This is a genomic window from Natronobacterium texcoconense, assembly GCF_900104065.1.
Classification (GTDB): domain Archaea; phylum Halobacteriota; class Halobacteria; order Halobacteriales; family Natrialbaceae; genus Natronobacterium; species Natronobacterium texcoconense.
The window spans coordinates 106995-125174 of record NZ_FNLC01000002.1; the positions used below are offsets into that span (position 1 = coordinate 106995).

Annotated in this window: 18 protein-coding genes and 1 tRNA gene; 2 read left to right on the forward strand and 17 right to left on the reverse strand. The window is 63.8% G+C overall.

What is annotated here, in order from left to right; all coding sequences use genetic code 11:
* From BLR35_RS07950 to BLR35_RS07980, 7 genes are all read right to left on the reverse strand, one after another.
* The coding region (locus BLR35_RS07950; RefSeq protein ID WP_211704969.1) for a hypothetical protein at positions 1 to 467 on the reverse strand (467 nt) is incomplete at its 3' end.
* Between the two features lie 120 nt (positions 468 to 587).
* Positions 588 to 1355, reverse strand: a complete 768-nt coding sequence (locus BLR35_RS07955; protein WP_090380115.1) for an enoyl-CoA hydratase/isomerase family protein — start codon at positions 1353 to 1355, stop codon at positions 588 to 590.
* A gap of 163 nt (positions 1356 to 1518) precedes the next feature.
* Positions 1519 to 2187: a helix-turn-helix domain-containing protein gene (locus BLR35_RS07960; RefSeq protein ID WP_090380118.1), complete on the reverse strand. Its 669-nt coding sequence runs from the start codon at positions 2185 to 2187 to the stop codon at positions 1519 to 1521.
* Between the two features lie 247 nt (positions 2188 to 2434).
* Positions 2435 to 3124 carry a hypothetical protein gene (locus BLR35_RS07965; protein WP_090380121.1) on the reverse strand — a complete coding sequence of 230 codons (690 nt, stop codon included), beginning with the start codon at positions 3122 to 3124 and terminating at the stop codon, positions 2435 to 2437.
* Entirely contained in the window at positions 3121 to 3843 is a 723-nt protein-coding gene (locus BLR35_RS07970; protein ID WP_244510206.1) for a class I SAM-dependent methyltransferase, read from the reverse strand. Before BLR35_RS07970 ends, BLR35_RS07965 begins: the two co-directional genes overlap by 4 nt.
* A 208-nt stretch (positions 3844 to 4051) precedes the next feature.
* Complete coding sequence (locus tag BLR35_RS07975; protein WP_090380124.1) at positions 4052 to 4969, reverse strand: winged helix-turn-helix domain-containing protein; 918 nt, start codon at positions 4967 to 4969, stop codon at positions 4052 to 4054.
* Positions 4970 to 5232: 263 nt separating this feature from the next.
* A tRNA-Lys gene (locus tag BLR35_RS07980) sits at positions 5233 to 5306 on the reverse strand.
* A gap of 224 nt (positions 5307 to 5530) precedes the next feature.
* On the opposite strand from BLR35_RS07980, the gene BLR35_RS07985 reads away from it, so the two are divergent.
* The gene (locus tag BLR35_RS07985; RefSeq protein ID WP_090380127.1) at positions 5531 to 6979 is read left to right on the forward strand and encodes a DHH family phosphoesterase; all 1449 of its coding nucleotides are present in this window, start codon (positions 5531 to 5533) and stop codon (positions 6977 to 6979) included.
* Between the two features lie 144 nt (positions 6980 to 7123).
* Positions 7124 to 7387, forward strand: a complete 264-nt coding sequence (locus BLR35_RS07990) for a hypothetical protein (protein ID WP_139169255.1) — start codon at positions 7124 to 7126, stop codon at positions 7385 to 7387.
* A gap of 65 nt (positions 7388 to 7452) precedes the next feature.
* On the opposite strand, the gene BLR35_RS07995 is transcribed toward BLR35_RS07990, so the two are convergent.
* The 10 genes from BLR35_RS07995 to BLR35_RS08040 all read right to left on the reverse strand — a co-directional run bounded on the left by BLR35_RS07995 (position 7453) and on the right by BLR35_RS08040 (position 18061).
* Positions 7453 to 7755 carry a PRC-barrel domain-containing protein gene (locus BLR35_RS07995; protein ID WP_090382859.1) on the reverse strand — a complete coding sequence of 101 codons (303 nt, stop codon included), beginning with the start codon at positions 7753 to 7755 and terminating at the stop codon, positions 7453 to 7455.
* A gap of 126 nt (positions 7756 to 7881) precedes the next feature.
* Complete coding sequence (locus BLR35_RS08000; RefSeq protein WP_090380132.1) at positions 7882 to 8982, reverse strand: phosphotransacetylase family protein; 1101 nt, start codon at positions 8980 to 8982, stop codon at positions 7882 to 7884.
* Positions 8979 to 11075, reverse strand: a complete 2097-nt coding sequence (gene acs, locus BLR35_RS08005) for an acetate--CoA ligase alpha subunit (RefSeq protein ID WP_090380135.1) — start codon at positions 11073 to 11075, stop codon at positions 8979 to 8981. Before acs ends, BLR35_RS08000 begins: the two co-directional genes overlap by 4 nt.
* 73 nt (positions 11076 to 11148) lie before the next feature.
* On the reverse strand, positions 11149 to 12333 hold the full coding sequence (locus BLR35_RS08010) for a metal ABC transporter permease (RefSeq protein ID WP_090380138.1): 1185 nt from the start codon (positions 12331 to 12333) through the stop codon (positions 11149 to 11151).
* Between the two features lie 2 nt (positions 12334 to 12335).
* Positions 12336 to 13076 (reverse strand): metal ABC transporter ATP-binding protein, encoded by a 741-nt coding sequence (locus tag BLR35_RS08015; RefSeq protein WP_090380140.1) that lies wholly within the window; start codon positions 13074 to 13076, stop codon positions 12336 to 12338.
* Positions 13077 to 13130: 54 nt separating this feature from the next.
* Entirely contained in the window at positions 13131 to 14522 is a 1392-nt protein-coding gene (locus BLR35_RS08020; RefSeq protein WP_090380143.1) for a metal ABC transporter substrate-binding protein, read from the reverse strand.
* 177 nt (positions 14523 to 14699) lie between these two features.
* Positions 14700 to 15623: a hypothetical protein gene (locus BLR35_RS08025; RefSeq protein ID WP_090380146.1), complete on the reverse strand. Its 924-nt coding sequence runs from the start codon at positions 15621 to 15623 to the stop codon at positions 14700 to 14702.
* 275 nt (positions 15624 to 15898) lie between these two features.
* Positions 15899 to 16393 carry a YbaK/EbsC family protein gene (locus tag BLR35_RS08030; protein ID WP_090380149.1) on the reverse strand — a complete coding sequence of 165 codons (495 nt, stop codon included), beginning with the start codon at positions 16391 to 16393 and terminating at the stop codon, positions 15899 to 15901.
* Between the two features lie 43 nt (positions 16394 to 16436).
* Entirely contained in the window at positions 16437 to 16856 is a 420-nt protein-coding gene (locus BLR35_RS08035) for a DUF7988 family protein (protein WP_090380152.1), read from the reverse strand.
* A gap of 68 nt (positions 16857 to 16924) precedes the next feature.
* Positions 16925 to 18061, reverse strand: a complete 1137-nt coding sequence (locus BLR35_RS08040; RefSeq protein WP_090380155.1) for a YhjD/YihY/BrkB family envelope integrity protein — start codon at positions 18059 to 18061, stop codon at positions 16925 to 16927.
* Between the last annotated feature and the right edge of the window lie 119 nt (positions 18062 to 18180).

An 18180-nucleotide genomic window follows, 5' to 3' on the forward strand; every position in this document is an offset into this window, starting at 1 on the left:
TCGTCACCGATCAGGTCATCGTCGTCGCCCCGCCGATCATCGCCACCGATCATCTCGTCATCGTCGTCACCGATCAGACTGTCGTCATCGTCCATCATCCCTTCGTCGTCGCCCAGCATGTCGTCGTCTCGAGTCCCGGCTCCGCTGTCACGTCCGGTGTCGGTTCCGGCAGTACCGGTCGTGCCGGTATCAGTCATGCCAGTATCAGTCGTTCCACCGGACCCGGAGAGATCACTCTCGAGGTGGACCGCATCGTCGGTTACTCGCGACACTGCACCCTCCTGGAGCGGGTACGCCTCTTCGTCGGTCCCGCCCCAGCCGAGTTTCGCCTTGATCGTGTCCGCGATGCCGGGGTCGGGTTCGACGTGTGCTGTACCGTGTTCGACGTCCGCGACGATGCCGACGTCGTCGCCGTTGGCGTTGATTACCGTCTTTCCGATGTCGTCGTCGGTAAACTGTGGGGACATTGCGCTCGAACTAACTACGAAGTCGACCAAGATGGTGGTGCTTGCGGTGGCTTGCGGGTGCCGACTGCGAGTTCCGAAGTCGGCGACGCCGGTGAGTATTCCGGCATTACGTCCGCGTAGTCACTCGTTGAACTCCGGATCACGACCCTCGAGGAAGGCGGCGACGCCCTCCTCGTGAGACTCGCTCGAGCGGGCGTGGACCTGCAACAGGTTCTCGTAGTCGAGTGCGTCCGACCAGCGTCGGCCCATGTTCTCGTGCATCGCCTGTTTCATCGTGCCGATGACGTCCGTTGGCCGCCGACCGAGTCGTTCGACGGTCTCCGTGACGCGGTCGTCGAGTTCGTCGTCCGGGACGGCTTCGTTGACCAGATCCAGTTCGGCCGCCCGCTCAGCGTCGAAGAACTCGCCGGTAAAGGCGAGTTTCTTCGCGGCTCGCAGACCGACGATGTGGGGCAGCATGAAGGTACCACCCGTGTCGGGAATGAGGCCGACTCTGACGAACGCACAGGAGAACGTCGCCTCTTCGGTCGCGTAGGCGATATCCGAGAGTGCGACGATCGCCAGTCCCGCACCGACGGCGTCGCCGTTTACCTTCGCGACGATCGGCACCGGACACTCGAGCATCGCTTCGACGACGCGACCGAACGTGGCGGTGACCTCGTCGTAGGATTCTTTCGGCGGGGCGGGCTCTTCGGCCATCGCCTCGATGTCGCCGCCGGCGCTGAACGCGTCGCCCTCGCCGGTAATGACGATCGCGTGGTACTCCTCGGGAGAGGCGTCCTCGATCGCGTCCGCCAGCTCCTCGGCCGTCTCGAGGGTGATCGCGTTGAGAACTCCTGGTCGGTCGAACGTGATCTCGAGTACGCTGCCGTCGGTATCGACGTGCATGACTCGAGAGTAACGGGGGTCGATATTAATCCTGGCCGTTTCACGAGAACAGCGAACGCGTTGGAAGTGGTCGGTGGACGGGACGTCGCGTCGTCAGACGGACTGCTGGAAACACCGACGGTGTAATCACGACCAACCGTACGAATCGGTACGGCGGGCCGTCTCAGTCCGAGAGCATCGGCGGTGGGTTCGCCTCTTCCTCGGTGACGTCGAGTTCCGAGGTTACGAGCGCCCGGTACGCACGGCGGAGTCGTTCGGACAGGGCCTGGTGGGAGATGTCGAGTTCGTCGGAGAGTTCCTGCATCGATACTTCGCGCGGAATCTCGAAGTAGCCGTGATCGATCGCCGCGACCAGCGTCTCGTACTGGCGGGCGGTCAGACCACACTGGGAGTGGGTGTCTTCCTCCAGGTCGAAGAGGCGAACGATCGTCGGCGAAATGTCGTGGTCGACGAATCGGTCGTACAGCGCGCTGACGTTCTCACGCTCGACAACGCGAACGCTCAGCAGCCACGTCCCGTTCGACGCCGAGGCGCTGAGCACCGTCCCGTTCTCTGTGAGGACGGCCTCGAACGGATCGACCGTGTCGGGGTCGAACTCGATGTCGTACAGCCAGCGATTCTCATCGGTGTTGATCAGCGCATACCCACTGATCGCGGACGCGTCGTCGAGTGCATTCTCGACCTCGTCCTGGGACGGCCCCGACAGCCAGAGCCCGTGCCCGCTCGAGGCGATGACGCGTTCCATCTCGCAGGTCAGCGATGGTACGGCCTCGAACAGCTCGCCCAGTCCGGTCCCGTCCGCCGGAAGTTCGATGTCTGCGATTGATGTCATAAGTCTCACTTCTGGATACGGCGACGATCCCCATAACGCCGTTTCCAAAGAGATTAGCAACGCCGATAGCGACTTTCCGGCTCGCTACACGTTCCATTCTGTGTGACTTCACGGGTAACCTACCCGGTCCGGAACGGCTGTTCGCACTGGCGTCCCGGATGGGTGGAACAACGGATATTCGGCGTATTTTCGCCGCTCGCCGAACAACCGACGGCGGACAGCGACTAGCGAGCGGGTCGTCGGAATCCTATTCCGCGTCGTGGGATGCATCCGACCCGCCTGGCGACCGGTGGTCACTGGTTCGGTACCCTCGGTACTCGAGCCAGCCGAGGCCGACGAGAAACGCAACCATTCCGATCGCGTCGAGAGGCGTTCCACCGTGGAAGACGAGTGCGAGCGGCAGGCCACCGAGGAGGAGGACGGGTCCCAGCGGTGCACCGGAGCGACGGCGGAGAACCCCGTACGCGACCACGGCGACGAGCGCTCCGACCGTTCCGACGATCGCGAGCGCTACCGACGGTCCGACCAACGCGTCGATCGCTGCTGCGATCCCCTCCTGTTGCTCCGGTGGGAGTGTGTGTGCTTCGTGGGCCAGCACGCCCGTCACGATGCCGGCGATCGCCTCGAACGCGACGTAGAACGTCACGTAGATGGCGATCCCGACCCGTCCGACCGTGGCCACAGTGCCGGAGTAGTCGGCCAGCAACACGTACAGCGACACGCCCAGCAACCCGAGCACCGGCAACATAGCGACGTGCAAGACCAGCCAACTCTCGCTTATCGGGAGCAGAGACTCGAAACCGCCGCTGCCGTCCGGGTGGATCAGAAACATCGCCCCGAGAAGTATCGGCGGTCCTGCGAGGACGAGCCACCGCAAGCGACCGTCCAGCGATGACCCTGTGTCTGGACGCGACTCGACGTCCAGTGGCTCGCTCATCGGTTCACCTCCCGCCGATCCGTAGCGCCACCGTTGCAGACGATTCGCGTGAGTCGTCCGAACTGCGCCGTTTCGACGTCGTCGACGGAGAGACCCGCTCGACGAACCACCTCGAGTGGCTCCTGGGTCAGCCGGCATCCGGACCGCTCGTAGTGGGAGTCGGCACGCCACTCCTGATAGCGTGCGACGAGTGCGCTGTCGCTGCGCCCGTGCTCGAGCAGCAGAATCCGTCCGTCAGGCCGACAGACCCGTTGCATCTCCCGGAGCGCCGCCACTTGATCCGGGAACGTACAGGTCGAAAACGACGAGATAACCGTATCGAAGCTGTCGTCGTCGAACTCCAGATCCTGGGCGTCCATCTGTGCGACCGTGCCGCCACGCTCGAGAGCGTCTAGCTCCGCACGGGCCTGCTCGAGCAGGGGCTCACTCACGTCGATGCCCACGATCTCTGTCGCCTCGGACAGGTACCGGAAGTTCGACCCGGCACCACAGGCCACGTCGAGCACTCGACCGTCGGCCTGTGCGAACTGGCGTCGACGGTACGTGCCGGTAAACAGGTGGTCCAGCCAGCGCAAGCGACTGATCCACGTCGCGTAGTCGGCGTAGGCGTCCTGAATGTCCCGAACGGTCATCCCCTCGTCGCTGTCGCCGTTCGTTCCGTGCGTTTTCGGTCCGTCGGGACGGCTGTCAGCCGTTTCGTGTGTATTGTGCTGTGCCATCGATCGATTACCTCTCTCATCTGGAGGGACGACGACCTGCCGTATAAATATTATCGAGAAGTTGATATATTACCAGAGCGATTTCAAAATCACGATTGAGCGGTTCGGTGCAAGCCAACGGTCGAGTACGGATGTATCGACTCGTCTCGAGCGAAGCGCGGTCGTATCGCTCAACCACAGTTTTGTAACCCTGGTGACCGGAGCACGGTCACTCGACGCTCCGACCGCGCACGCGTTCGGTCCGCACGATCCGGGCGTTCCCGTCGAGGAACACCCGAAGTTCGTCGTCCTCGTAGCGCAATACGACCCGGTACTCGGCCGGGTCGGTGGCAACCCGTTCGGCACTCCACCGTTCCTCTACGAGGTAGCAATGGAGTTCCCACCAACCACGTTCCATGACGTCCACACCGTGCTCCCAGTGAAACGCGACCGACGGGGTTCGATACGCCACACTGTACGTCAGCGGCCCGCTATACTGGCGCAAACACGCCTCACACTGGTCGAGCGTGAAGTACGACACCGGTACCTCCTCGGGCACCGGTTGTTCGTCCACGTCGAGTACCTCGGTCCGAACCCGGCCGGCACACTCCGGACAGATCCCCTCCTGGACCATCCCGAACTCGACCGCTTGCTTGCGTTTGACCGACTCGAGCAACGCAGCTCCCGAATACGACCGCGCCTGTGCCGGCGTGACGATGTAGCCGGTCACCGGCCGATCGCAGGCCGAACACGTCACCACGAAGTACTGGTCGTCCAGTTCGGCGACGAGACTCGTCTCCTCGCAGTACAGACAGGCTCCCTCGGTCTCGATGGTACCGACGTCGACCGGCTGGCGAAAGTTCTCCGCGAGGATGAACCGGACGATCTGTTCGCCGGCATGAGTAAACGAATAGCCGTCGTCGCTCTTCTCGAGGTAGATACCGTTCAGTTCACCGAGATGGTACGACAGCTTCGAGGTGTTGTCGATCGCGACGCGCTCGTAGATATCCGAGAAAGACAACGGCGTAAAACCCGAGTTAGATAACCGCTGTTCGTACTGCTCTCTGGCGATCGCCCGAAGGATATCCACCCGGCTCTCGTCCGAGAGAAGGGCGAACGTGTCCGCCGCCGTTTGCTCGGAAGCCATATGTGTCCGTTCGCGTGTATCGCGTGTAAAACAGGGGCACCGTAGAACGAGGGCCGTGCTGAAGCAAGTGAACTGAGGCGGAATTGCTCGAGTAACGGAGTTCACGTAATCGTTCGCGGCAGAGTGGCGGGCCGGGCGCGATTATGAACTACGCCGAGACGTTCCTGCTCGTTCGCTTCGCTCACTGTGCGGGCTGCGACTCGTCTAGTTCAAATCCCGCCGGTTCCGTACCCGTCGCTCGCGGATTTGCTCGCGACGAGAAGCGGGCCGGGCGCGATTTGAACACGCGACCGTCTGATTAAGAGTCAGACGCTCTGCCGGACTGAGCTACCGGCCCTACACCTCCAAATTTCCGTCGGGCGTTAAAATACGTTTCCCTTGGAAGGCGTCGTGGCAGTGACAACCACGCGCTAGCCGGTCGACTCGAGACGGTCACACCCACTGTACGACGATTCGTCGGTCGACCCGGAACCGTTCTCATCGGTAATGAGACGGTCGATCGCTCGCAAAACGTACCAATCTTCGGGAGCGTTAAGTGCGGTCGGTCCGACCACACGTGCAATGAGTACGGGGGTTACGATTTCGTCGATCTCTGACTACGCTATCTTGGGCTGTGGGAGCGTCGGCTACGCCGTCGCCGAGGAACTCGTCGAACAGGGGAAAAATGTCCTCATCATCGACCGCGACGAGAGCCGCGTCGAGTCGCTCCGCGACCAGGATCTGGACGCTCGAACGGCTGACATCCGCGAACCCGAAGCCGCGGATCTGGTCGCCGAACGCGACGTCATCCTCATTCTCGCGTCCGACGTCGAGTCAAACAAGCAGGCGGTCTCGCATATCCGCGACCAGAACGAGGGGCAGTTCGTCGTCGCCCGAGCCAGCGATCCCGTCTCGGGCGACGAACTCGAGGAACTGGGGGCCGACGTCGTCATCAATCCGTCGTCGGTGATCGCCGAGTCCGCACTGCGGGCGCTCGAATCGGGCGAACTCGAGTACAACGCGGGCAAACTCGCTGACATCGTCGAGGAGACGGCGAACAGGCTGGCGATCATCACCAAGGACAGCCCCGATCCGGACTCGATCGCCTCGGCAGCGGCGATGCAGGCCATCGCGGACCACCTGGGCATCGAATCGGACATCATCTACCTGGGTGACGTCGGTCACCAGGAGAACCGCGCGTTCGTCAACCTGCTGGGGATCGACCTCGTCCAGTGGAACGAGATCGAGGACTACTCCGTGTACGACACCGTCACCATGGTCGATCACGCGACCAGCGAGGAGATGGATCTCGAGGTCGACGCCTTGATCGACCACTCCGAACCCGAAGGGGAGTACGAACCCGGCTTCGTCGACATTCGGCCGAACATGTCCTCGACGTCGACGATCATGACGAAGTACATCCAGGAGTTCGACATGAACGTCTCCGAGGAGGTCGCGACGGCGCTCCTCTACGGCATCCGTGCCGAAACGCTGGATTTCAAACGCGACACTACCCCCGCGGACCTCACTGCCGCCGCCTACCTCTACCCGTTCGCGAACCACGACACGCTCGAGCAGGTGGAGTCGCCCTCCATGTCCCCCGAGACGCTGGACGTGCTCGCGGAGGCGATCGCCAACCGCGACGTCCAGGGGAGCCACCTCGTCTCGAACGCCGGGTTCGTCCGCGAGCGCGAGGCGCTGACCCAGGCCGCGAGCCACCTGCTGAACCTCGAGGGCGTCACCACCACCGCTGTCTTCGGCATCGCCGACGAGACCATCTTCCTCGCGGGTCGTTCGAAGGACATCCGCATCAACATCGGCAAAGTACTCGACGACGCCTACGGTGAGATCGGCGAGACGGCCGGCCACTCCACGCAGGCGAGCGCGGAGATTCCGCTGGGGATCTTCACGGGGATCGAGATCTCCGAGGATACGCGAGACACGCTGCTCCAGTTGACCGAGGAAGCGGTCAAGCGAACGCTGTTCGACGCGATGGGCGTCGACGGGACGGAAGGTTCGAACGGTTCCTGATCGTCCGAACGACTATTTTCGAGACTCGAGTGAGTATCGGGGAGTTATCGTCGGTCCGAAGCCACTACGCGAAGCGAATTGTCACACCACAAGACGTACGTACCGTATCTGTGTCTCTGGCTGTTCGCGGCGAGTATCGCCGCGATGCGACGACAGCGGTGGCTCGCGTTCGCGGGGTTTGCGTCGCCTCTCGTCGTCGCCGTCGGGTTTCTCCTCGCGTTGATCCTGGCTGGAGCGGGCTGGGTAATCCTGGCCGGAATCTTTCTCGTTCCGGTTGCGGCTCTCGAAATCCTGCTTTCCGTCATCTACGGAATTCCGTTGCTGATCGCAGGGAGGTGGCTCGCGAACGAAAACGAGAGGGAGGTATCGAACGAGGAGGGCGACTCGAGGGCGGAAGAGCGCGGTTGAACGGCCTGAGTTCGCTCGCCAGTATTCGTTCTCTTTCGCGTGTCGAACTCGAGCAGCGGCCGGCGTCAGGCGAGTAGTTCCTCTTCTTCCTCGTCCGGATCGCGGACGCGCTCGACGACGTCGGTGACGAGGATGACGTCGCCGACGGCACGGACCCACCGGTAGGGGACGATGACGCCCTGTCCGGTTTCGGACTCCGTGGTGAACAGTTCGGAGTTCAGGTTCCCCAGCGCGAGGCCCGTGACGGCTTCGCCGTCGACGTTCAACTGCAGGTCCTCGACTTCGCCGACGAAGACGCCGCTGTTCGAGTACACCTCTCGGCCGACGAGGGAGGTAATCTCCTGTGGAGTGTCGTCCTTGGCTACCATGTTTGGCTCCATGGGTGGCTGACTCTTAATTCTTGGTCAGACGATCGTTTTTCGATCACGACTTCTTTCCGAGAAACGAACTCTAGTTGTGATGGAAAGTGCGGTACCGACGGCAGGCTGGCGCTACTATGCGCCGAGAATCGAGTCGACAGCCGCGTGATCGGTCAACAGTTCCTGCATCCGATCGACCGTCTCCTCGTCGCGGGTACGCCCCGTCCGGACCACGTCTTCGGCGCGCTCGACCGTCGTCAGCGTGTCCGTCTGGACCGACAGGATCGGGACTCCTTTGTCTGCGGCCTGGCCGAGGATTGCCCCCGACGGCCGGTGGCCGCCGGTCAAGATGAGACACCGGACGCCGGGTGCCTCGAGCGCCGCCGTATGGATCTCGGCCCGGTCGCCGCCGGTAATCACGGCGGCATCTTTCGTCCGCCGGAAGTGCCGCAGTGCGCTGTCGGCACCCATCGCGCCGACCGCGAATCGCTCGAGGTAGGCGTCGGTACCCTCTTCGACGAGCGTGGTCGCGCCGAGTTCGTCGGCGAGTTCGGCGACGGTGACGCCCGACAGCGTCTGCTCGCTCGGTACCACGCCGTGGACTGGAAGCCCGCGTCCCTCGAGGAACGGGACGACGTCGGTCTCGAGTTGGTCGTAGGCGGCGTCGGGGACGTCGTTGAAGACGACGCCGGCGAGCCGGTCGCCGAACGTCCGGGCCGCAGCGAGCAGGTCGTCGACGTCGCCGGGGCGTTCGTAGGGGGCGACGACGACGACGCGGGCGTCGAGCAGGTCCGCGACGTCGGCGTCGGTGAGGTCGACGATGCCGCCGATATCGTATCGGCCGCCGCCTTCGACGAACATGCGGTCGCGGTCTTCGGCGAGCGCGTCGAACGCTTCCCGGACTCGCTCGCCGAGGTCGTCGGGGTTCTCGCGGCCGCGAATCGCCTGCTCGATAAAGGTCGGCGAGTAGACGACGGGTTCCAGGTCGTGCATCTCGTCCTCGAGGTCGAGCAGTTCGCGGGCCAGCATCGGGTCTTCGTCCAGGGTCTTCCCGACGTTGCTCTGGAGTCTGGTTCCTTTGGGCTTCATGTAGCCGACGCTGTCGCCCTCCGCGGCGGCGATGCGGGCGAGTGCGAGTGTGATCGCCGTCTTGCCGGTGCTTTCCTCGAGCGAGGCGACGAGGATCGCGTCGGTGTCGGTGCCGGTCGTATCGTTCTGGGTGTCGGTGTCGGTCATAGTTCCTCCGTATCAACGGTGAGTCGCAGGTCGATCGCCTGTACGCCCTCGGGTCCGGCCACGAGCGGGTTCACGTCGAGTTCGAGGATCGACGGGAAGTCAGTAACGAGTTGTGAGAGTCGCTGGATCGTTTCGACGATCCCGTCGACGTCTGCCGGCTCGCGGCCGCGGGCCCCGCGCAACAGCGGCGCGGACTTGATCTCGTCGACCATCTCGCGGGCTTCCCCCTCACCGATCGGGGCCACGCGAACCGAGGTGTCCTCAAGGATCTCGACGAAGATGCCGCCCAGCCCGAACAGGAGCAGCGGTCCGAACTGGGGGTCGCGATTCATGCCGACGATCGTCTCGGTCGAGGACTCGAGGTCGACCATCTCCTGAACCTGAATTCCGACGATCGTCGCGTCGGGCTGGTAGTTGCGCGCCCGGGTGACGATCTCCTCGTAGGCGTCGTAGACGTCGTCGTCGGAAACGCCGACCTTGACGCCGCCGATGTCGGACTTGTGGCTGATGTCCGGGCTGACGATCTTCATCACGACGTCGCCCTCGATCGACTCGGCGACCTCCCGCACTCGGTCGGGGTCGTCGACGATCTCGCCGTCGGGCGTCGGGATGCCGTAGGCCTCGAGCAAGTCCATCGACTCGACGCCCAGCCGGTTGTCGTCGCGCTCTTTCGTCCGCTCCAGGATCTCGCGAGCGCGTTCTCGGTCGACGTCGAACGCGGTTGGGTCGTCGATCGTTCGCCGGCTGACGTCGCGGTAGCGAGCGAGCGCGTCGAGTCCCTGGACCGCCCGCGAGGGGTCGAAGTAGTTCGGAATGCCGAACTCCCGCAGGACTTCCTCGGCCGCCCGGGCGCGTTCCCCGCCCATCAGGCAGGTGACGACCGGTTTGTCGTACTGCTGGCGTTTCTCGATGACGACCTCCGACAGTTCGTCGTAGGGCAACACTGCCGTCGGCGCGCTGACGACGACCGCGCTGCCGACGTTCGGGTCGTCCAGTGCGATCTCGAGGGCCTCGGCGAAGCGGTCGACGTCGGCGTCGCCGATCGCGTCGATCGGGTTGTAGACGTTGGCCTCGTCGGGCATCGCCTCTGACAATCGCTCGATCGTCTCGTCGGTGAAGTCGGCCATCTCGAGCGTCGAGTCGCCGACCGCGTCGGTGGTCAGCACGCCCGGGCCGCCGGCGTTGGTGACGATCGCGACGCCGTCCGATTCGGGTTCCGGAAGCCCGGAGAGGGCTCGCGCGGAGTCGAACAGTTCCTGGACGGACTCGGCGCGGATCACGCCCGCTTGATCGAGCCCTGCTTCGTAGGCTCGCTCGCTGCCGGCGATTGCCCCAGTATGCGAGGAGGCGGCCTGTGCGCCGGCGTCCGTCCGTCCGGATTTCACGAGGACGATCGGCGTGTCGTCGGTCACCTCGCGGGCCGTCTCGACGAACCCCTGGCCGTCGTCGATGTCCTCGAGGTAGCCGATGACGACGTCGGTGTCGGGGTCATCGCCCCACTCGTCGACGAAGTCGGTCTCGTCGAGGACGGACTTGTTGCCGAGCGAGACGACGTCGCGGAAGCCGATCCCCTGTTCGTTGGCCCAGTCGAGTACGGCGGTGATGAAGGCCCCCGACTGGCTCATGAAGGAGATCGAGCCCTCGCGGGCGTTTTCGGGCCCGAACGTGGCGTTCATGCCGACCGTCGTCGACATGATCCCCAGGCTGTTGGGGCCGACGACGTTGAGGTCGTACTCGTCGGCGATTTCGCGGAGCTTTCGCTCCCGTTCGGCTCCTTCGCCGCCGGTCTCGGAGAAGCCCGCAGTGATGACGACCACGTTCTTCGTTCCGGCTTCCCCGAGTTCCCGGACCGACTCGAGGACGACCGGTGGTGGAACGACGACGACCGCCAGATCGACCGACGGTGCACTCTCGACGTCAGCATAGCACTCGAGCCCGAGCACCTCGTCGCGTTTCGGGTTGACCGGCACGATCTCGCCTGCGAAGTCGTCCTGCAGGTTCTCGAGGATCGCCCGCCCGACCGCGCCCTCGCGGTCGGTCGCACCGATCACGGCGACAGAGTCGGGTCTGAATAGTTCGGCTAACCGTCCCATCACTCGAGCGGTCGGTCCGGAACGGGTTAAAACCGGTACCCGGCTCCCACGGCGTGGGGTCGACGTTGCGGTCTCAGTGAACCGAAATCGCGCCCCCGGAGCGATCCGAGACGGCGACGGCGGCCAGGTAGATGAGAATCGCGACGACGATGATCGAGCCACCGGAGGGGAGACTCTGACTCAGCGCGAACGCGTAGCCGCCGAGAATCGACAGCTGTCCGAACAGGATCGAGAGGTACAGCGTCTCCCGGAAACTGCGCGCGATCTGCGAGGCGGCCGCGACTGGGATCACGAGCATGCCGGCGACGAGGATGACGCCAAGTACCTGCATCGCGCCGACGACGACGACCGCGGTCATCACGATGAGCAGCGTGTTGTACGCCGAAACGTTGAGCTGGGCGACGCGGGCCGCCTGCTCGTCGAAGGTGATGAAAAGCAGCTGTTTGTACGTGGCGGCGACGACGGCGACGACGCCGACGGTCAGCATAGCCATCAGTCGCGATCCGCTCGCCGACACGACCGACAGGCTCCCGAAGAGAAACTCCTCGATGTCGACACCGATCGACATGAAGTCACGTCCCCAGCTTATCAGCAGCGTTCCGACGGCGAAACTCCCGGTGAGCATGATCGCGATCGGTACGTCGCCGAAGGAGTTCGTCCGTTCGGTCAGCCACTGGACCGCGAGCGCCCCGATCACGCTGACGAGAAGGGCAATGTACAGCAACGACCCCTGCCAGCCGGTCACGGCGATAAACAGCAGGCCGACCGCGACGCCCGCGAACGCGGTGTGGGCGAGCGTCTCACCGATCAGCGCCATCTGTCTGTGGACGAGGTAGGTTCCGACCAGCGGTGCGACGACGCCGATCAACACCCCGGTCGCGAGGTTTCGCCACATGAACGCGTACTGGAAGAGTTCGATCCCGAGGAAGTGATCGAGCCACATGCCGGCGATCAGGAACTGCTCCAGCAGGTAGCCGGCCGCTGGATCGATTCCGGTCGCCGTATACATCGTCTCGAGCGCCCCGAACGACTCCGACCCCGGGTACCGGCGGAGCCAGTCGAGGGCGATAAAGCCGATCATCGCAGCTGCGAGCAGACCGACGAGGACGACGCCGACGAGTTCGATCCCTCGTCGGAGGTCTGTCGGCCTCGAGTAGCCACTCGAGTCGCCGTACGTGACGGTCCCACCGTCGACTGCTGGCGTCTCTCCGTGGTCGTGCTGGTGATCGTCGCCGTCGTAGTTGTCCTTCCCGGTCATCGTCAGTGGTGATGGTGGACGATCTCGCCCGTCTTGCCGTAGGCCTCGCTCAGAGCGTCGCTCTCGACGAACGACTCCGTGTCGCCGTGGTGGTACAGTTCCGTGTTGATACACGCGATCCGGTTTGCCCGGTCGGTGACGACGCCGATGTCGTGTTCGATCAGGATGATCGTGATCCCCGATCGGTTCAGCGACTCGAGCAACCGGTAGAACTCGTCGCGGGATTCGGCGTCGACGCCGACGGTCGGTTCGTCGAGCGCGAGCAGGTCGGCCTCGGACGCGATCGCACGCGCGATGTAGGCTCGCTGGCGCTGGCCGCCCGAGAGCTGGTTCATCTGCTGGTCGGCGATATCCGCGATGTCGACCGTCTCGAGGGCGTCTTCTGCGATTTTTCGGTCTTCGTCGCTCAGTCGGCCGTGGCCGACGTGGGCGAACCGTCCCATGAGGACACACTCACGAACGGTGACGGGCATCGTCCCGCCGCGGTCGGTCGCCTTCTGGGAGACGTAGCCGATCCGTTCGCCGGCCTCGAACTCCTCGATCGGCTGGTCGAACAGTCGGACGGAACCCCTGTCGGGCGAGAGCAGTCCGAGCATGACGTGCAACAGCGTCGTCTTCCCGGAGCCGTTCGGTCCGATGAGACCGAGGAAATCGCCCTTTTCGACGGTAAGACTCACGTTCTCGAGTGCGAGCGAGTCCCCGTAGGCGAACGAGACGTTCCGAACGTCGACGACCGATTTCACTGTTATCTTACTCTCCTTTCCGTCGCTGGTGCGTTTAGTTCTTCCATTTTCCTCTTACTCCGCGCCCAGGGCTTGCCGAAGCGAGGGGATGGTGACCTCTTCCATCTGTTCGACCCAGCCCCACCCCTGCTCGCTCCACTCCGCCGTCGTCCCCTCGGCAGGCGTGACCGGCGCGTACTCTTCGGCGTCGGTGTTCTCGAGCAGCAACTCGACCATCCGTGGGACGTCCTCGTCGGGGTCGGGCGTCTCGAAGGGATCGTAGAGGATCGTGTCGATGTCGTGCTTCTCGACGACCGAGATCGACTCGGAGATGTCGGATTCGGTTTCGGCGGCGTCCGGCGAGATGCCGACCGGCGTGTGTATCTCGAAGTCGTACCGCTCCTCGATGTACTGGAACGAGTCGTGACCCGCGAGGACCGCTACGTCGCGTTCTGCGTCCGCTGCGAGTTGCTCGAACTGCTCGTGGACCTCCGCGAGTCGGTCGGCGTAGGCGGCGGCGTTGTCCTCGTAGAGTTCGGCGTTGTCAGGATCCGCCTCGCCGAGTCCGTCGGCGATCGTTTCGACCATCCGCTGGGCCAGTACGGGGTCGGCCCAGACGTGTGGGTCGTAGAAGTCAGGTGCGGTGTCGTCCGGCAGTTCCTCGACGACCTCCGCAGTCATGTTGTCGGCGCTCGTATCCCAGAGGACCTCGCCGTCGGCGACGAGTTCGAAGACGATCCTGGTACGACCGACGTCGTTGCCGTGGAAAACGACGCGGTCACCCTCGGATTCGATTTCGAGGACGTCCTCGTTTGCACCGTCGACGATCCGGGCGTCGAACTGGAACTGTTCGGCTTCTCCCAGCGGCAGGACGCGTCCCTCGTCGTCCTCGAAGACACCCTCGACGGCAGCGGAGCCGCCGATCGGAACGAGCGGCAGGTCGCCGTGCCAGTGGTCGCCGTGCCAGTATGCAGTCTCGTCGCCGGTCTGTCCGTCGTAGACGTCGAAACCGCTGATCGTCACCGCGTCGGGATCGAAGTCGTCGCCGGACGGCTCGCGGTCGTCTTCGACGTCCCGGTCGAGCGGGAGCAACTGGTTCTCGAGGCCGTCCATCGCGTCGATCAGCATCGTATCGACGTCTTCGTCCGCAATTTCGCCCGCGACGTTCTGGGCCCAGGAGAACTCGGCCGTATCCAGATAGACGAAGACGTCCGAGCCGGCGACGTTGCGCTGGAGGTCGGCCGGCGGCTCCCAGCCGTGTCCCATCTCACCGACGTCGACCGGGTTCGTGACTTCCATCTCGTCGCCGACGATTTCGTCCGTCCAGTCCCAGAGGGCGAAGAACGCGGCGTACCCCTCTTGCTCTCCCGAATCCCCATCGCCGCCGGGTTCGCTCAGACAGCCGGCGGCCCCGACCGCGAGCGCACCGGCACTCGAGCCGAGTAGCGAACGGCGTGATAGCTTCATATATGGCAATACGCGGTGGAGGTTAAAAGTATTATTATCTGTGCCAGTTTGGTTAATAACTGGTGTCACTCTCCCGGCTCGAGTTAGTAATCGACACGCGTGGCTGGAACACACGTTCGAAAACGAAACAGTCGGGTTACGTCGGTATACCGAGCGAAAACCGGACAGGCGTGCCGATCAGTGGTCTTCGACTTCGATCTCGATCGGTGGACTCTCCCAGTCGGCGTGGTCGTCGTGCCAGAGCTTGAAGACGACTTCCGTCTCGCCCTCGGACTCGCCGTAGATGTGGACGTGGTCGCCGTGCCAGTGCTCGTCGGAATCGATCTCGACGATTTCGTCCGCTGCGTCGTCGGCGACCGAGACGGCGAGTTCGTACTCCTCGTCGCTGCCGATCGGGATTTCGTCGCCGTGATCGTCAGTAAACACCGCGCCCAGCGAAATGTTGTCGTCGACGTGGACGTGTGGTAGTTCGCCGTGCCAGTGATCGCCGTGGATGTCCGCGACGACTTCGTCGTCCGACCGATCGATGATCTCGAGATCCTCGACCTCAACGTGGCCGTGGCCGTCGTCGTCGTGATCGTGATGGCCAACCTCCGTCTCGAGTTCTGGCGTCTCGTAGACGACGTCGCCGTCCTCGACGAGCTGGAAGACGACGTCCGTGAAGCCGTCCTCCTCACCGTGGACGTGGACGTGATCGCCGTGGGATTCGATCTCGACGACCTCGTTTGCGCCCTCAACGACCTCGCCGGTCAGTTCGAGACCGTCGCCGAGTTCGACCTCGTCGCCGTCCTCGTCCTCGATGTAGGCACCGAGCGAGAGGTTGTCGTCGTGTGGGACCTCGAGCGGATCGTCGTGCCAGTGGTCGCCGTGGACGTAGACGAGAACCTCCTCGTCGTGGTCGCGGTCGAGGATCTCGAACTCTTCGACGCCGATCTCGTCGTGGCCGTCGTCGTGATCGTGATCGTCGTGGTCGTCGTGATCGTCGCCCTCGTCATCGCCGCCGTTCTCGTCGCCGAGACAGCCAGCGAGACCGAGTGCTGTCGCCGATCCGGTCGCCGCGAGCAGTTTTCGGCGGGACGTGGAACGTGGAACGTCAGTCATCTGTAATCCTCCGTTGCGGAGGGTTACTAATGAACCTAACGATATTATTAACAAGGGTTAAGTCGTGGTTGTCCATTGCCAATAGCAGTCAGGGAGTCTGTTTTTCTTATTATCGATCGACGGACGAGCAATTCTGTCGAGCGACGGACCGAGAATTATCCCGCCTCGAACAAACCCAAGATCAAGTCGCCGCCATACGGATTACTGGAAGCCATTTTCGATGCAACCGCGACCCAGCCTGCGGTTGCACCGGTACATCGTTACAGCAATCCGTCTCAGTCGTCGACCGGCGATGCTGTCGTGACCGAGACCCGTTCCGCGTCCGCGTACTCGGCGAGTTCCCGGGGATCGATCGGAAACACCGCGGTCGGCGTTCCCGCTGCTGCCCAGACGGTGTCGTACTCGAGTAACGTCTCGTCGATTACGACGGGAACGTCGGATTCGTGGGGAAAGGGTGGAACGCCGCCGATCGACCAGCCGAGCGTCTCCTTGATGCGCTCGGGATCGGCCATCTCGACGTCAGCATCCGGGTTCCCGAAGTGATCCGCGAGTGCGGCCTCGTTTACCCGGTTCGCTCCGCTCGTCACCGACACGACCAGCGATCCCTCGAGATCGAACGCGAGCGAACTGGCGATCTGGGCGACGTCACAGCCGACCGCGTCGGCGGCGTCGGCCGCCGTCTTCGTCCCTTCGGGGAACTCCTCGACGTCGGGTTCGAACCCGTACTCGTCGCGCGCTCGTTCGACGAACTCCGATATGCGTGGATGCATCACGCACACGTTCGCAGGGGATCGACAAAACGGTTCACTCGAATTACTCGAGCGCGACCACGAGTTCCACTCCGTCTCGACGCCGATAGCTGGCCCCTCGACCTGCGTCCGTACGAACGACCTCGAAGGCGTCGAACCGGATCACGAGCCGGCCGGGATCGATCGTCGCCCGGAGCATCGGCCCGCGAGTCGTCACGACGACGTACGGCGGGCCGGCGACAGGTTCTGCCTGCAACTCACAGCCCATCGCGTCGACGGCGTCCTCGAGGACCGCCGGGAGACGCTCGAGGACGCCCGCAGTCTCGAGCGTCGACCGGAGGTCGGCGACGAGCGCGTCGCGGTTCGTGGTGCGAGCCGTATCCCAGGGTTCGGCCACAGCGTCCGCACAGCGGTCGACGTCGGCGACGATCGAACCGTGATTCGTGAGGAGGCGACGGCGCGCCTCCCGTATCGGGTACGACACGACCGTCGATGTGCGCGCGAGCTACTACAACTTCCCGGCTATCGATCACGGCTGACAGCCGACGGCTATCACTTGCGCTCGAGGACGCCGACCCGGACGTCACCGACGCGCGTCAACACGGTCTGTAGCGTCCGACGCCAGGCCGGTTCGCGCTGCTGTTCGAGTTCCCGACGCAACCGGTCGTTCTCCGCCTCGAGTTCGTGAGTCCGCCGCTTGAGGTCGTCGACCTGATCCTCGAGACGGTACCGGCGGGTTCGCTGGGCCTCGAGGTCGTTTCGTAACTGATCGCGGTCGCGCTCGAGGGTTGCCGCGCGCTCGGCGAGTTGCTCGCGGTCGCGCCGGACGTCGTCGACGAAAGGATCGCGGTCGGATTCGGGGATGGCGTCGGTGCCGTGATCGGACGGCTGGTCGTCGCTTCCTGGCTCGAGATAGCCCGTACCGATCGCGTTGACGACGGCCCCCGACAGCAGAATCAGTCCGCCGAAGTAGAGCCACGTCAGCAGCAGGATGATCCCGCCGAGCACGCCACCTCCCTCGTCGGCGGCGAAGCCGACGTAGACGCGAAACAGTGACTGGAGCGCCATCCAGCCGACGGCCGCGAGCACGACGCCCGGGATCACCTCGCGTCTGGAGGCACCGACGTCGGGGAAGTAGTAGTACATCGGGTAGAACGCGAGCGTGAGGACCACCACGAGCAACAGCGACTGGACGAGTCCGAGACCGGGGATATCCGGCAGGAACGCGAACGCGATCCCCATTCCCGCCGCGACTAGCAGTGCACCACCGATCGCGCCGAACACGATCAGCGCGTCCCGGACCGTGTCGACGAACGACCCCTCTTCTGCCGTGTCGTAGATCTCCGAGAACGCCTTGTCGAGACCGCGGAAGATCTTCAGCGATCCCCATACGAGGACGACGATCCCGATGACCGTCGATCCTGCGGTCGCGGGCGAGTCCTCGATCGACTCCTCGACGAACAACTGTCCGCTCTCGGGAAGGGCTCCTTCCGTCGTCTCCGTGACCTGCTGGGCGAACTGCTCGTCGCCGACGATCGTAACGAAAAAGAACACGAGCACCAGCAGCGGCAACAGCGAGATAAACGCCTGGTATGCGATGCTCGCGGCCATAAACGGCACGTTCTTCTCCTGAATCCCCTCGACGACGGTCTTTCCGAACGCGAGGCCGTCTCGAACGTCGGTCGACATACGACTAGAAGCGGACCGGACGACGTTATGCCGTCGGCTTGCAACCACCGTGTTTTGCAGTAGCGGTGGCTGTCACCGTCGGTTTACCATCTCAGGAGTGTCGGGAAACGAGTCGTGGC